This is a genomic window from Streptomyces sp. G-G2 (assembly GCF_030063135.1).
Classification (GTDB): domain Bacteria; phylum Actinomycetota; class Actinomycetes; order Streptomycetales; family Streptomycetaceae; genus Streptomyces.
In genome coordinates this window covers 22,191-37,499 of record NZ_JASISO010000030.1, presented here as the reverse complement: position 1 = coordinate 37,499, position 15,309 = coordinate 22,191, and the positions used below count along the sequence as shown (strand labels likewise).

The following is a 15,309-nucleotide window of genomic DNA, read 5'->3' as shown; positions in this document are numbered from 1 at the left end:
CGCCGCCGCATGATCCTGCTGCTGTCGACGTCCGACACCGATCTGCTCAGTGCCCGTGCCTCGGACGACGGTCCGGTCCCGTACCGGTTCGCGAACCCTTCCCGGCTCCCTCTCGACGACCTCCCCGCCCTGCTCGACGGCGTGGACCTGGTCGTCGTACGCCTCCTCGGCGGCTTGCGCGCCTGGCAGGAGGGGCTCGACCTGCTCCTCGCCGCCGACCAGACCCGCCCCGTCGTCGTACTGACCGGTGAACAGGCCCCGGACGCCCAGCTGATGGAGGCGTCCACCGTCCCCATCGGCATCGCGGCCGAGGCGCACGCCTACCTCGCGCACGGCGGCCCCGGCAACCTGGAGCAGCTGGCCCGCTTCCTCTCGGACACCGTGCTGCTGACCGGCCACGGCTTCGAGCCGCCCGCGCCCGCCCCCACCTGGGGCCGGCTGGAGCGCCCGGAGCGGCCCGCCACCGAGGGCCCGCGGATCGGGGTGCTCTACTACCGCGCCCACCACATGAGCGGCAACACGGCCTTCGTGCACGTCCTCGCGGACGCCGTGGAGCACGCGGGCGGCGTCCCCGTCCCGCTGTACGTCTCCTCGCTGCGCACGCCCGAGCCGGAACTCCTCGCCGAACTGGGCACGGTCGACGCCCTCGTCACCACCGTGCTCGCGGCGGGCGGCACCCGTCCCGCCGAGGCCTCGGCGGGCGGCGACGACGAGTCGTGGGACGCCGGCGCGCTCGCCTCGCTCGACGTACCGATCCTGCAGGCGCTGTGCCTGACCGGTTCGCGCAGCACCTGGGAGGAGAGCGACGAGGGCCTGTCCCCGCTCGACTCCGCCAGCCAGGTCGCGGTGCCGGAGTTCGACGGCCGTCTGATCACCGTCCCGTTCTCCTTCAAGGAGATCGACGAGGACGGCCTTCCGGCGTACGTCGCCGATCCCGAGCGGGCCGCCCGGGTCGCCGGGATCGCCGTACGCCACGCCAAGCTGCGGCACACCCCGAACGCCGAGAAGCGGATCGCGCTCGTCCTCTCCGCGTACCCCACCAAGCACTCCCGCATCGGCAACGCGGTCGGCCTCGACACCCCGGCCAGCGCCGTCGCGCTGCTGCGCCGCCTGATCGCCGAGGGCTACGACTTCGGGCCGGCCGAGGAGATCCCCGGCCTGATCTCCGGTGACGGCGACGAGCTGATCCGCGCGCTGATCGCGGCGGGCGGCCACGACCAGGACTGGCTCACCGAGGAGCAGCTGGCCCGCAACCCGGTCCGGATCCCGGCCGCCGACTACCGCCGCTGGTACGCCGGTCTCCCCGGCGACCTGCGGGACGGGGTCGAGCAGCACTGGGGGCAGGCCCCCGGCACCATGTTCCTGGACCGCTCCCGCGCCGCGACGGGCGGCGACCCCGACGGTGACATCGTGCTCGCGGCCCTGCGCCGCGGGAACCTGCTCATCCTCATCCAGCCGCCGCGCGGCTTCGGCGAGAACCCGATCGCGATCTACCACGACCCCGATCTGGCGCCCTCGCACCACTACCTCGCCGCCTACCGCTGGATCCAGGCGGCGGCCGAGGACGGCGGATTCGGCGCCGACGCCATGATCCACCTGGGCAAGCACGGCAACCTGGAGTGGCTGCCCGGCAAGAACGCGGGCCTGTCCGCGTCCTGCGCGCCGGACGCCGCCCTCGGTGACCTGCCGCTGGTCTACCCGTTCCTGGTCAACGACCCGGGCGAGGGCACCCAGGCCAAGCGCCGCGTGCACGCGACCCTGGTCGACCACCTGGTGCCGCCGATGGCCCGCGCGGAGTCGTACGGCGACATCGCGCGGCTGGAGCAGCACCTGGACGAGTACGCGCAGATCTCCTCCATGGACCCGGCCAAGCTCCCGGCCATCCGCGCGCAGATCTGGACCCTGATCCAGGCGGCGAAGCTGGACCACGACCTCGGCCTCCAAGCCCGCCCGGACGACGACGGGTTCGACGACTTCCTGCTGCACGTCGACGGCTGGCTGTGCGAGGTCAAGGACGCCCAGATCCGCGACGGACTGCACGTGCTGGGCGGCGCCCCGGCCGGAACGGACCGGGTCAACCTGGTCCTGTCCATCCTGCGCGCCCGCCAGATCTGGGGCGGTACGACGGCGCTCCCCGGCCTGCGCGAGGCGCTCGGCCTGGACGAGGCCGCGCCCACCCGCACCTCGGCCGACGAGGTGGAGGCCGTGGCCCGCACCCTGGTCGAGGCCATGGAGGCGGCGGACTGGGCGCCCTCGGCCGTCGCCGCGGTGGCCGAGGGCCACCCGGAGGGCGTGGCCGCGATCCTCACCTTCGCGGCGACCGAGGTGGTCCCGCGCCTGGCGGCCACCACGGACGAGCTGACGAACGCGGTGCACGCGCTGTCGGGCGGCTTCGTCCCGGCGGGCCCGTCGGGTTCGCCGCTGCGCGGGCTGGTGAACGTGCTGCCGACCGGCCGCAACTTCTACTCCGTCGACCCGAAGGCCGTGCCCTCGCGCCTCGCGTGGGAGACCGGCCAGGCCCTCGCGGACTCGCTGCTGACCCGCTACCGCACGGACAACGGCGAATGGCCCGCCTCCGTCGGCCTGTCCCTGTGGGGGACGAGCGCCATGCGTACGGCGGGCGACGACGTGGCCGAGGCGCTGGCGCTGCTCGGCGTCCGCCCGGTGTGGGACGAGGCCTCGCGCCGGGTGACCGGGGTCGAGGCGATCCCGCTCGAAGAGCTGGACCGGCCGCGCATCGACGTCACGCTGCGCATCTCGGGCTTCTTCCGCGACGCCTTCCCGCACGTCATCGGCCTGCTGGACGACGCGGTGCGGCTGGCGGCCTCGCTGGACGAGCCCGCGGAGTCGAACTTCATCCGGGCGCACGCCCAGGCGGACCTGGCCGAGCACGGCGACGAGCGGCGCGCGACCACCCGTATCTTCGGCTCGCGCCCGGGCACGTACGGCGCGGGCATCCTCCAGCTGATCGACTCCCGCGACTGGCGTACGGACGCCGACCTCGCGGAGGTCTACACGGTGTGGGGCGGCTACGCCTACGGCCGTGGGCTCAACGGCCGCTCGGCGCGCACCGAGATGGAGACGGCGTACAAGCGCATCACGGTCGCCGCGAAGAACACCGACACCCGCGAGCACGACATCGCCGACTCGGACGACTACTTCCAGTACCACGGCGGCATGGTCGCGACCGTCCGCGCCCTGCGCGGCACGGCCCCCGAGGCGTACATCGGCGACTCGACCCGCCCGGAGACAATCCGCACCCGCACCCTGGTCGAGGAGACCTCCCGGGTCTTCCGCGCCCGCGTGGTGAACCCGAAGTGGATCGAGGCGATGCGCCGCCACGGCTACAAGGGCGCCTTCGAGCTGGCGGCCACGGTGGACTACCTCTTCGGCTACGACGCCACGACGGGCGTGATCGCGGACTGGATGTACGACAAGCTGACGCAGACGTACGTCCTGGACCCGGAGAACCGCGCCTTCCTGGAGGAGGCCAACCCCTGGGCCCTGCACGGCATCGCGGAGCGCCTGCTGGAAGCGGAATCCCGCGGCATGTGGGAGAAGCCGGACGCGGAAACCCTCGAAGCCCTGCGCCAGGTGTACCTGGACACGGAGGGCAACCTGGAAGCGGAAGCGGAGTAGAGGCGCGCGGCTGTCGCATCCTGGGGGCATGTGCCACTACAGCGGCTGCCGCGAGATCCCGCTGATCAAGGAGTTCATCGCCGAGCACGAGACGGTGACGAACACGGCGGGCGACGCGCTGCGCGCCCTGGACGCGGGCGGCCTCGCCGGGGCCCGCGCCCTGACCGGCTCCATGACGGCCGTCCTGCTCGCCCACTGGAAGGGCGAGGAGGACGGCTTTTTCGCGGTGATGTCGCGGGACCCGGAATACGCGTCGTACATCGCGGCCCTGGAGCGCGAACACCGCGACCTGTCGGCGTTCCTGTCGACCCTGGACCTGGCGTCGTCGGACCAGGTCTCCGCGTTCCGCGAGGCGGTGGCGGACCTCCACCACCACATCGCGAAGGAGGAGGGCGGCCTCTTCCCGGCGTCCCTCACGGCCCTCACGGGCGACGACTGGGACGCCTCGATCGCGGCCTGGCGCACGGCCCACCCGGAAGCGGACCTCCGCCCGCCGGGGTGACGGCAGCGCCCGGTTTATCTGCCGCTCACCACGATGAAATTGGTGAGCTAATCGGCTCCGAAGCGGGATCAGCCCTTAAGCTCAGATTTCGCGATTCCAATGGCCCACGCGATGAAATCGGCAGGAACGGGCTGCCCGAGTAGATCCACAACAAAGTCACTTCCTGAGCGATACCGAATATGCAGCAACTCACCCCCGCCACCTGGGGTAAGGTCCCAAAACTCGACTACCCACCCATCACTGCCATCCACTCCATCGCTCAGCACTACGGCTTCAATCAGAACATTGCCCCGATTATAGAACGCCACGGCGGGCCTTTCTCGAACGATATACTTTCACAAATGCACAGTGGCCCGACGACTAACGTCGGGCCACTGTGCATTCAGGACACAATCAACTCAGGTCAATTTTCCCTGAACGAATGGAACATCCAGTCGCCCGATCCACCCGCCTGCCTGAAATGGGCCCCGCGGTCCGGCAGATGGAACTCGATTATATTATCCCCAGCTCTATTGGTGAATTGCTGCACCGCAACCCTCGGGTCTCTCAATATCCCCTCAAGGGTTTCCTGGCCAAGGGCGCTCCAAGTCCAAGGGTTAGCCTTCCCAACAGGGAAGGGATAGCGCCCATTATTAGTCGCGCGATTGGCATGCTTCTGCAGTTCAAATCCAGCTCGCGTGAAATTGTTCTTGCCGGGCTTCTCCCCGAGTGCCGCCAGTTCATCCACTGTAGGACAGTTATGAACCAGGACCGGTGCGGCACCAGCCAGTACGTAGTACGTGTGAAGGTTGTTGACCGTGAGGTTGTGCGTGGTGACGGCGTACGGGTAGCTGCGGGTCCGCTGGACCGTGAGCAGGGAGCCGTCGGGCTGGCGGAGCTGTTCGCCCGCGGTGAGTTCACCGGCGTCGACCCACTGGTGGCGGGTCTCGCTCCAGTAGGGGTGGTGGTAGGTGGAGGTGATCTTCGCCGGCGGCCCGCGGGGGCTCGCCTCGTCGGTGAGGGTGAGGTCGGTGAAGTCCTTGTCGTCCGGGGTGGTGATGGTGGCAGTGACGGTCTCGGGCCGGGTCTCGCCGGTCTGCGGGTCGGTGGCCATGACCACGTCGCCGTCCTTGACCTCCTCGATGGCCTTGGCAGAGCCGTCGGCCATCAGGACCTGGACACCGGTGGGGAAACTGTTGCAGGTCACGCCAGGGGACGGGTCGGAGGAGCCGCCGCCCGATTCGCCGCTGCTGCGCGACTCGCCGCCGCTCGCCGACGACTCCGCGTCGGCGTGCTCCTTGCCGGCCTTGGATTCCGTGCCCGCGCTATCGCTGACGGATTCCTTCTCGGCCTTCCCGGCCGCTGATTTGGCAGCCTTCGCCTCGGCCTGACGCGCTTCCTTGACCGCCTTCTTCGCCGTACTGAAAGCCTCCGCGGCGCGGGCGGCTCCCTTTTCCGCCGAGTGGATGGCGTCGTAGGCCGAAGTTGCGCGCCGAGCTGCGGTGGTTGCCCGTCGCAGAGTGGTTGGCCGCGGTGCGCGCCGGGGAGCTCGACGCCGCGCTGGTGCGGGTTGTCCCCGCCGCGCGCGGGCTGGAGTCGCTCCCGGTGTGGAGCGATCCGCTCTACGCGGCCCTGCCCGCGGACCATCCGGCGGCCGCCCGTCCCGCACTCGGACTCGACGAGCTGTCCGGAATGCCGCCGCGGCCCGCCCCGTGGGAGCACGACGCGCGCTTCCACGACCTGGTCCTGCGGGCGCTGCGCGCAATCCCTCGAAAGGAGGCGCCCGCACCGTGCGGGTGATTCGAACGCCGGATCACGGGTCCGCGGGCCCGCGGGGCACGGGGTCCGGGGTCAATGTCGGACATCCGTACGGCCGTTAGCACTCGCGTGGCCGTTACGCCGCTCTGATCAGGGCAGTTCTTCCGGCGTCAGTTCGCAACCGCGTCACCTCGGGAGGGATCTTGCGATCCGTGCGCGTTCAGCGTGTTCATGTGGTGTTCGATCAAGACCGTCGGAAATCTCGCACAAACGGTCACCCGGCCGCTCACTCCGCGGCGGGAGGTGACCGCGGATGAGGCTTCTCAAGCGGCCGCCCGTGCCCGCGCAGCAGACCGCCTCCGCGAGTGAGCGGCAGCTGTTCGGCGGGCCCCTGCGGTACGACGCCGGGTGGGCCAACCACGAGTACGCCCAGCTCGAAAGCGGGCTGCTGAGCACCCTGCGGGCGATGCCCCGCATGGTCGGCGGGACGCTCCGGCTCGCCTGGGCCGCCGACCGGGCCGCCCTGCTCACCGTCGCGCTCGCCGAGGCCGGGCAGGGGCTCACCTCGGCCGTCGGGCTGCTGGTCGTCAACCAGGTCCTGCGGACCCTGTTCGGTGGCGGCAGCCCCGCCGACCGGCTGGACGCCGCCCTGCCCGCCCTGGCCGTCGGCGCGCTGGTCGCCGTACTGGGCGCCGTACTCGCCTCGCGCTCCACCGCGGCCGCCGGACGGCTGGAACCCAAGGTCGAACGGGCCGCCACAGAACGGTACTTGCACGCATCCATCACGGTGGAACTCGACGCCATCGAGGACGGCGAGTTCCGCAGGCTGCTCGACAGCGCCCAATGGGGACCCCCCTCCGCGCGGCGGACCATCGGCGCCTGCGTGGCCACCCTCAACGGGCTGATCTCGCTCGTCGCGGCGGCGGGCGTGCTCACCGCACTGCATCCGGTCCTGCTGCCCCTGCTCGTCCTCATCGCCGCCCCGCGCGGCTGGGGCGCGATGCGCGTGGCGCAGCGCCGCTACCTGTCGATGATCACCTGGGTGGAACACGTCCGCGCGGCCCGGCTCATCGGACAGCTGCTGATCAGCCGTACGTCCGCCCAGGAGGTACGCGTGCACGGAGTCGGCCGCTACCTCCTGGGCCACTACCGCAACATGGCCGAGCACGCCGAGACCGAGGCCACCCGGCTCTCGAAGGACAAGGCGGCCACCGAGCTGCTGGCCGCCGCGCTGTCCGGGGCGGCCGGCCTGGCGACGTACGCCGCGATGGGCGCGCTGATCGTCGGCGGCCGGATGGACCTCGCCGTCGCCGGCACCGCGGTGATCGCCGTACGTACGGGCTCCGCGGCCCTCGGCGCACTCGTCGCGACCACCAACACTCTGCACGAAGAGTCCCTGTACGTGCGGGACTTGGACCGCTTCGTCGCGGCGGCCGAGAGCCGCGCCATCCCGGCGGGCGGCCTCCCCCTGACCGAGCGGCTCGGTACGGTCCGGCTCAGCGGGGTCGGGTTCAGCTACCCGGACCGCTCCGAGCCCGCCCTGACCGACATCTCGCTGACCGTCGGGGCGGGCAGCGTGGTCGCGCTCGTGGGCGAGAACGGCTCCGGCAAGAGCACCCTGGTCAAACTCCTGGCCGGGCTGCACCTGCCCGACACCGGTTCGCTCACCTGGGACGGGGTCGAGGTCCGGGACGCCGACCGGGAGCAGGTCTTCGACCGGGTGGCGCTGCTCACCCAGGACTTCGAACGGTGGCCGGTGACCGCGCGGACCAACATCGCCATCGGCCGCCCGGAGAGCCACGCCGAGGCGGAGCGGGGGGTCGAACAGGCGGCCGCGGTGGTGGAGGCCGCCCGGTACGCCGGGGCCGACCGGGTCGTGGAGTCCTTGCCGCACGGGTACGAGACCCTGCTCGCCCGGATGTTCCGGGGCGCGTCGGAACTCTCCGGCGGGCAGTGGCAGACGTTCGGCCTGGCCCGTACCCACTACCGTGACGCCCGTGTCCTGATCGTGGACGAGCCCACCTCGGCGCTCGACCCGGAGGCGGAGATCGCGGCCTTCGACCGCATCCGGGGCCTGGCCGGGCCGCGGCGGGCGGTGGTGCTGGTCACGCACCGGATGTCGGGGGTGCGGTTCGCCGATGTGATCTACGTGCTGCACGAGGGACGCCTGGTCGAACAGGGCAGCCACGAGACCCTGTTGGCTCATGGCGGGCGCTATGCGGCGATGTTCCGGATGCAGGCCGAGCAGTACGGGCACGGGTCCGGCGGCGCCGGGAGCGGCACGCTCACGCTGCCGCGCCAGAGCACTGCCGCGGACCGCGACACCGACGGGGCCGACGGCGCCCCGGCGGCCTGACGGGCCCGGACCCCCGGCAGCGGGACGCGGCAGCCCCCGTGGCTGCCGCGTCCCCCGCCCGTGCCGGACGAGTCCTGCGGAACTCCGTTGCGCGTGCGCCTACTTCGGGGTGACCAGGGTGCGCTCGGCACCGAACGCCGCGCCCGTGTGCGCGTACATCGTCGTCTCGCCGTCGGACCAGCGGATGAGCAGGTCATCGGCCCAGCCGTTGGCGTCGTAACTGCCCGCCGTCATCACCACGTCATGCGTCCAGATGCTCTGCGGCGGGGCCATCTGGATCTCGTTGCCGATGCCGCCGGGGCCGGTCTCCTGGAACTGCGAGACCCGGCCGTCCGACCAGCGCACCAGCGTGTCCCAGTTCGCGGCGCCCGTGAAGTCGCCCGCGGTGACCAACGTCGCCTCCTTCCAGGCGTCGTTGGCCGCCAGCAGGCGGTGCTCGGTGCCGAAGCCGCGGTCACCGACCGCCGTGTAGTCGGTGAGTTCACCGTCGCTCCAGCGCACGAGCAGGTCGCTCACGTTGTTCGCCGTACCGAAACCGCCCGCCGCGATCTGGTCGGCGTGGCTCCAGATCGATCCGGAGTCGGCCAGTTTGATGCCGAGGCCCAAGCCGTTGGTGCCGACGTCGGGGAGGATCCGCACTTCTCCGGAGCCCCATACGGCCAGCAGGTCGTAGCCGCTGCCGCCGGAGAAGTCGCCGCCTGTCAGGGACTTGACGCCCTGCCACGCCGGGCCGGGCACGGCCAGCCTGCGCTCGCCCGCGAAGCCGCCCGCACCGTCACCCGTGTAGAGGGTGACCTCGCCGTCGGTCCACACCACGATGAGGTCGCCCTTGCCGTCCCCGGTGTACTCGCCGGAGGCCAGCAGCCGGGCGTGGGACCAGGTCTCGCCGCTGCCCATGGAGTAGGGCAGCGCGGGCTGCTGGTAGCCGCCGGTGCGGGTGACGTGCTGGTTCTTCTTGGCCTCGTCGTAGAGGCGGAAGAACCAGTCGCCATGCATGGGGCTGTAGGTGTTCTGGTTGTAGGCGGGGTCGCTGCTGCCGACGGCGGGGCCGCCGCCGTTGAAGCCCCCGACGTTGCCGATGATCTCGCCGACGCCGGAGGTCCAGTCGATCTTCGAGAACCAGGGCCCGCCGGAGACCCCGTCCCACATCCCGGCGCACTTGGCCTGGATCTGGTTGTAGTTCGGCAGCCACTGCGTGCGGACCGAACAGCGCACCGCGCGGTCCTCGGGATTGTGGCTGGAGGGGTAGCCCACCATCGTCACGTCATTGATGAACCCCGGCGTCCGCGCGAGGGTGTTGGCGCCCACCACGTCCTGGGCGTTCTTGCCGCCCGACGAGGGCTCCAGACGGCCGAACGCGAAGTCCAGGTCGGAGTCCGCGGACTTGCTGCCCCGCGCGTAGCGGTTGTCCCGGAAGAAGTCCCCGACCCGGAAGAAACCGTAGGACTGCTGGTCCAGGGTGTACTCGCTCCGGTACCACGGTACGAAGACCACCGCGCCGCCGAACGCGCAGTGCCCCGCGGTGAGGACCAGGTTGCGGCCCGGGCTGTCCACGACGCTGGCCGAACAGCTGTGCGCGCGCATCTCACCGGTGTCCGGGTCGGCGGAGTAACTGAACAGCACGCCGACGGACTTGGGGCCGATGACGTGCTCGGCGGTCGGCATGGCGGCCGCCGCGGACAGGCTGTTGCCCGGCTTCGGGAGTTTCGGCGCCTTGGGAGGCGCGGGGGCGGCGGTCCGGGCACTCACCGGCACCGGGGGCCGCGCCGGGTCGACAGCCGACGCCATGCGTTCGCGCGTCCAGAACCTGACGGCGTCCGCGTCGGTCCAGGTGACGGACGCCGCACTCGGCGACGAGGCCGGAGAGCCGCTCGGGGACGCGCCAGCCGGGGGTGCGGCGGAGCGCGACGCGGTCGCGGGCGCCGACGGCGTCGCCACCGCGGACCGGGGCAGGGACGGCGAGATTGAAGGTGAAAGTGAAGGTAAAGGCGACAACGATGGTGTGGCCACGGGTGTCACGGGCGGTGCGGCCTGGGCGACGGAGCCACCGCCCGCCACGAGCAGGACGGCGCCGACCGCCGAGGCGGCAAGACGGCGTATTCGACTGGATGACGTGTACAAGGCTCGCTTTCTGGTTCAAGAGGGAAGACGGAACGGACGCAGCTAGCGTCAGGTGCATGACAGGTCGGCGAACGCCGGACCGGAAGAGGAGTGGTACGAGGGGGAGCTACGCCGCCGGATCCGCGCCCTTCCCGCGACGGCGCGCGACCACCATCCGCAGGCCCGCTCCGAGCGCGAGCAGCACGGCGGCGCCGACACCGCCGATCAGCCAGGGCGAGCGGGAGGAGACGGGGTCACCGGCGACCGTGATCTGCCGGGTGAGGGTCAGCTGACCGTGGTGGCTGACGGCGGTCATCGGGTACGTTCCCGCCGCCGCGCCGCCACGCACCCGGACACGCCCCGTGTAGACGGTGCCGCCGTCGTCGCACTTGCAGTCCGGGTCCAGCCCGCTGTCGCGCCGCAGGGTCACCGGGCCACCGAACGCGGGCGACGTGACCTTCAGGCTGTCCTCGCCGTCGGCCGCCGAGTAGTCGGTCAGGACCACGAGGGCCGCACCCCCCGGGCGGACCGCGGCGGACTCGTCACCACCGGGGAAGGAGTCCTCGGGGCCGAAGACGAACCGGCTCACGTCCGCCGCGCCGCGCGCGACCACGGTGAGCTGCGCGGTGGCGACCGTACGGCCCCCACTGGTCACGGTGAGGGGGTAGGTGCCCGGCGCGATGTCGGCGCGGATCAGGTACTGGTGCGTGTCGTCGGCGACCCTGCCGGTCCCGGGCGAGCCCCCGGGCTCCGGAACGAACGGAACCGGTTCGGCCAGGGCGGGCGAGGAGACCTCGGCCCGCTGCCACCCCTCGGACATCCCCTCGAGGCCGACCCAGAGCTGGCCGCCCACCTCGATGTGGCCGAAGGGGCCGTCGAACGCCACCTGGGGCCCGCCCGAAGGCGCGGACGCCGAGGGCGAAGGCGCGGCCCCGGGCCCGGCACCGGGCGCCACCCCGGGCACGGGCGACACCGTCCGCGCTGCGGCGGCCACCGGCCCCGTCGGTCCCATCGGTCCCATCGGTCCCGCCGCGCCGAGCGCGCCGAACACGACGAGACCGGTCACGCCCACGGCCCTGACAGTCCTGCGCACCACGTGCTGCATGCGGTCTTCCCTTCCCCCGGACCGCCATCGTCTGATCATGGAAACACTTTGCCAAGCCCGGGGGCCGGTCTCCATCACATTCACCTCCGGCCGCGCCACCGAACGGCTCACAGTCACCTGAAGAAGTGAACTACCCCTTATCCCACCGGCATCAGGGGTAGGGCACTGCTGATCTCGTGCGGGGGGCTGGGGAACCTGTCCCCCCGCGCCCCTGGACGAAAGGCCGAGCCTCCCGTGACGCAGCCGTTCCAACTGCCGGATTTCTATGTGCCGTATCCGGCGCGCCTCAACCCCCACCTCGAATCGGCGAGGACCCACACCAAGCGGTGGGCCCGCGGTCTCGGGATGCTGGAAGGGTCCGGGGTCTGGGAGGAACACGACCTCGACTCGCACGACTACGCCCTGCTCTGCTCGTACACCCACCCCGACTGCGACGCGGAGGCCCTCTCCCTCGTCACCGACTGGTACGTGTGGGTCTTCTTCTTCGACGACCACTTCCTTGAGATGTTCAAGCGCTCCCAGGACCGGGACGGGGCCAAGTACTACCTGGACCGGCTCGCCTCCTTCATGCCCATGGACCTCGCCGACGGCTTCCCGGAGGCCACCAATCCGGTGGAAGCGGGCCTCGCCGATCTCTGGGCGCGGACCGTCCCCCACATGTCGATGGACTGGCGGGAACGGTTCTCCCTGAGTACGGAGAACCTGCTCAACGAATCGATGTGGGAACTCGCCAACATCAACATCGGGCGGATCGCGAACCCGCTCGAATACATCGAGATGCGCCGCAAGGTGGGCGGCGCCCCCTGGTCGGCGGGCCTGATCGAATACGTATCGGCCGAGGTTCCCGCCCGGATCGCGCACTCGCGCCCGCTCGGGGTGCTGCGCGATGCCTTCTCGGACGCCGTACACATCCGGAACGACATCTTCAGCTACCAGCGCGAGGTGGGTGACGAGGGCGAACTCTCCAACGCCATCCTGGTGCTGGAGACCTTCCTGGACTGCTCCACCCAGGAGGCCGCCGACGCCTCCAACGACCTGCTCACCTCGCGCCTCCAGCAGTTCGAGCACACCGCGCTCGTCGAACTCCCCCAGCTCTTCGCCGAGCACGCCATGGATCCGACGGAGATGGCGGCGGTCCTCGCCTACGCCAAGGGGCTCCAGGACTGGCAGTCCGGCGGCCACGAATGGCACATGGTCTCCAGCCGCTACATGAACAAGGAGGCACGGGCCACCGCCCCCCTGACCCTGCCCCACCAGCCCGCCGGGCTCGGCAGCGCCGCACTCGACATCCGTTCGGTGTTCGCCCTGCCCGCGATGGAACTGCGCGCGCGGAGCTTCACCCACGTCCCCTTCGAGCGCACCGGGCCGTCCGTGATCCCGGACATCTACATGCCCTTCACCCTCGACGTCAGCCCCCATCACGCCCACGCGCTGGAGCAGTCGGTCGCCTGGTGCCGCCGGATGGGCATGCTCGAACCGCAGCCCGGTGATCCCGGTTCCGTCATCTGGAACGAGGAGAAGCTCCGGGGCTACGACTTCGCCCTCTGCTCCGCCGCGATCGACCCCGACGCCACGCCGGAAGCCCTCTCGCTCAACGCGTGCTGGCTGAGCTGGGGAACGTACGGGGACGACTACTACCCCCTCGTCTTCGGGCAGACCAAGAACCTGGCCGCCGCCAAGGCGGTCACCGCCCGGCTGATCGGCATGATCCCGGTGGACCCCGCCGAGGCGCTGGTGCCGGTGACGGCGATGGAGCGCGGACTGGCCGACCTCTGGCTGCGCACGGCGGCCGACATGAGCGACACCGTGCGCGGTGAGTTCCGGGCCACGCTGATCGACATGATGGAGAGCTGGGTGTGGGAGGTGGAGAACCAGATCCTGAACCGGATCCCGGACCCCGTCGACTACGCCGAGATGCGCCGCGCCACCTTCGGCAGCAATCTGACGATGTACCTGTGCAGGCTCGGCCAGGCCGGGCGCGGCATCCCCGACGAGATCTACCGGTCCGGGATCATCCGCTCCCTGGAGAACGCGGCCGCCGACGCCGGATGCCTGATCAATGACATCTTCTCGTACCAGAAGGAGATCGAGGTCGAGGGCGAGGTGCACAACTACGTGCTCGTCACCCGGAACTTCTTCGACATCGGCTACGAGAAGGCGCTGCACATCTGCCACTCGCTCCAGACCCGGCGCACCGAGGAGTTCGAGCACATCGCGCGGACCCAGCTCCCCGTCCTCTACGACGACTGGAAGCTCGGCACCGAGGCCCGGGCCGGGCTCGACGCGTACGTCCGCGAGCTGGAGGACTGGCTCGCGGGCATCCTCAACTGGCACCGGAAGACGCACCGTTACCGCGAGGAGGACCTCCACCCGCTGCCGGGCGGCCTGCCGGACGCGCAGCCGGAGGGCCTGCCGCCCGCCACCGGGCCCGCGCCGTGGGGACCCGACTTCGGCATGTCGGCGATCCGGGCGATCGACGGCCTGAGGACCCTGCTGGCCGCCGACCGGACGGTGTAGGGATAGCCCCACGGGCCGGCACGCGACGGCTGCGCTCCGTTCCGCGCTGCCGCGTGCCCGCGTGCCCGCGTGCCCGCGTGCCCGCCATGATCGTGACGCTCGTCGCCCAGTGCGGACCGGTCACCTCACCGGGCTGGATTCGCCAGCCCGACGAGTTCCAGGGCCTGTTGCGGGAACCAGTCCCCCGCCCCCGGGTCGGCGCTCCCCCGCTCGGGATCGACGGGACCCGCGGTGCCGCGCAGACAGGCGCCGTCCGATTCGCCCGGGGTCTTGATCCAGAGCCGGGCGTCCTGGAGCGGGGCGCCGGTGGCGGTGGTGGGGCGGGCGCCGAGGCCCCGGCCGGGCGGGTTGCACCAGTCCTGCGGGTCGCGGTACTTCCCGGCGGGGGCGGTCCAGGCGCCCCGGCCGTTGCGGCTGGTGTCGGTGACGTAGTGCTTCATCCGGGCCCGGGCGGCGGCGTCGAGGTGGGTGGCGAGCCAGGCGCCGGCCTCGGCGCGCGGGCGCCACTGGTCGGGGCAGTCGGCGGCGCGGCCCCCGGCCTCGGTGTGGGCGAGGCAGGCCGAGACGAGGATGGCGAACCAGCCGCTGTCCTCGTCGGTCCGGTAGTTGGAGACGTTGACCGCGAAGCCCGTGGCGCCCCCGATCCCCGCCCGGCGCAGCCGGGGCACGATGCTGTTCACCGTGTGCCAGTCGGCGTGCCCGGAGTCGAGGTACACCTCGGTGGCGGGCCCGGCCGCCAGCGCGCGGACGGCGTAACCGATCTGCGCGTACCGGGCCTCGGTCCGGGCCGGCTCCTCGGCGTGCCGCGCGCCGCCGCCCCCGCCCGGCGCCGGGCACTCCCGGGGCAGCAGGGCCAGCGAGTCGGGTTCGAGGATCACCACGGCACGGCGGCCGTCGATGCCGCGGACCACCGCGTCGACCCAGGCCCGGTAGGCCTCGGTGCCCGCGGCGCCGCCCGCGGAGTACTGGGAGCAGTCCCGTCCGGGCACGTTGTAGAGCACCAGCACGGGCAGGGCGCCCTGCCGGGCCGCGTCGGCGGTGGTGGTCCGCGCCTCGGCCTCGGCCCGGTCGGGGCTCTGGTCGCCGAGCCAGACGGCGTGCGGGGTGGTGGCCATGGCGGTGATCCCGGCGGCTTCCCCGGTGTGCCCGGCGGCGGCCAGTTCGGCGGCCTGGCGGACGGCCCCGGGGTTGGCGGCGGGTGCGTAGAGCGCCCGGCCGGAATCGGGGGCGGGAGCCGGAACGGGGACAGCGGCACCCGGGGTGACGGCAAGGGGTGTCGCGGACGCGGGGGCGCTGAGCGCGGCGAGTACGGCGACGAGCAGGCCCGTACGGGCGAGGTGTCGGTGGCGCATG

The 15,309-nt window shown here is 71.7% G+C and carries 10 protein-coding genes and 1 pseudogene; 7 read left to right on the top strand and 4 right to left on the bottom strand.

Annotated features, from left to right (window positions below):
• Positions 1-9: 9 nt before the first annotated feature.
• Positions 10-3,639 carry a cobaltochelatase subunit CobN gene (gene cobN / locus QMF80_RS23185; protein WP_283456240.1) on the top strand — a complete coding sequence of 1,210 codons (3,630 nt, stop codon included), beginning with the start codon at positions 10-12 and terminating at the stop codon, positions 3,637-3,639.
• A 28-nt stretch (positions 3,640-3,667) separates the two neighbouring features.
• Complete coding sequence (locus QMF80_RS23180; protein ID WP_283456238.1) at positions 3,668-4,141, top strand: hemerythrin domain-containing protein; 474 nt, start codon at positions 3,668-3,670, stop codon at positions 4,139-4,141.
• A gap of 403 nt (positions 4,142-4,544) precedes the next feature.
• Here QMF80_RS23180 and QMF80_RS23175 read toward each other — a convergent pair whose 3' ends face one another.
• Complete coding sequence (locus tag QMF80_RS23175) at positions 4,545-5,288, bottom strand: polymorphic toxin-type HINT domain-containing protein (protein ID WP_283456237.1); 744 nt, start codon at positions 5,286-5,288, stop codon at positions 4,545-4,547.
• A gap of 16 nt (positions 5,289-5,304) precedes the next feature.
• On the opposite strand from QMF80_RS23175, the gene QMF80_RS23170 reads away from it, so the two are divergent.
• From QMF80_RS23170 to QMF80_RS23160, 3 genes and pseudogenes are all read left to right on the top strand, one after another.
• Positions 5,305-5,511, top strand: a complete 207-nt coding sequence (locus QMF80_RS23170) for a hypothetical protein (RefSeq protein WP_283456235.1) — start codon at positions 5,305-5,307, stop codon at positions 5,509-5,511.
• 91 nt (positions 5,512-5,602) lie between these two features.
• Positions 5,603-5,920 (top strand): annotated as a pseudogene (locus QMF80_RS23165) (LysR substrate-binding domain-containing protein); the annotation flags it as partial.
• Between the two features lie 271 nt (positions 5,921-6,191).
• Positions 6,192-8,234: an ABC transporter ATP-binding protein gene (locus QMF80_RS23160; RefSeq protein WP_283456233.1), complete on the top strand. Its 2,043-nt coding sequence runs from the start codon at positions 6,192-6,194 to the stop codon at positions 8,232-8,234.
• Between the two features lie 99 nt (positions 8,235-8,333).
• Here QMF80_RS23160 and QMF80_RS23155 read toward each other — a convergent pair whose 3' ends face one another.
• Positions 8,334-10,022, bottom strand: a complete 1,689-nt coding sequence (locus tag QMF80_RS23155) for a trypsin-like serine peptidase (RefSeq protein WP_283456230.1) — start codon at positions 10,020-10,022, stop codon at positions 8,334-8,336.
• On the opposite strand from QMF80_RS23155, the gene QMF80_RS23150 reads away from it, so the two are divergent.
• Entirely contained in the window at positions 10,021-10,401 is a 381-nt protein-coding gene (locus QMF80_RS23150; protein ID WP_283456228.1) for a hypothetical protein, read from the top strand. The genes QMF80_RS23155 and QMF80_RS23150 overlap by 2 nt on opposite strands.
• Before the next feature lie 60 nt (positions 10,402-10,461).
• On the opposite strand, the gene QMF80_RS23145 is transcribed toward QMF80_RS23150, so the two are convergent.
• Complete coding sequence (locus QMF80_RS23145; RefSeq protein ID WP_283456226.1) at positions 10,462-11,439, bottom strand: hypothetical protein; 978 nt, start codon at positions 11,437-11,439, stop codon at positions 10,462-10,464.
• A 234-nt stretch (positions 11,440-11,673) separates the two neighbouring features.
• Here QMF80_RS23145 and QMF80_RS23140 point away from each other — a divergent pair, with 234 nt between their 5' ends.
• Positions 11,674-13,956 (top strand): terpene synthase family protein, encoded by a 2,283-nt coding sequence (locus tag QMF80_RS23140; protein WP_283456224.1) that lies wholly within the window; start codon positions 11,674-11,676, stop codon positions 13,954-13,956.
• Positions 13,957-14,081: 125 nt separating this feature from the next.
• Here the strand turns inward: QMF80_RS23140 and QMF80_RS23135 are convergent, their stop codons facing one another.
• The gene (locus QMF80_RS23135) at positions 14,082-15,308 is read right to left on the bottom strand and encodes a glycoside hydrolase family 6 protein (RefSeq protein WP_283456222.1); all 1,227 of its coding nucleotides are present in this window, start codon (positions 15,306-15,308) and stop codon (positions 14,082-14,084) included.
• Position 15,309: the final 1 nt, after the last annotated feature.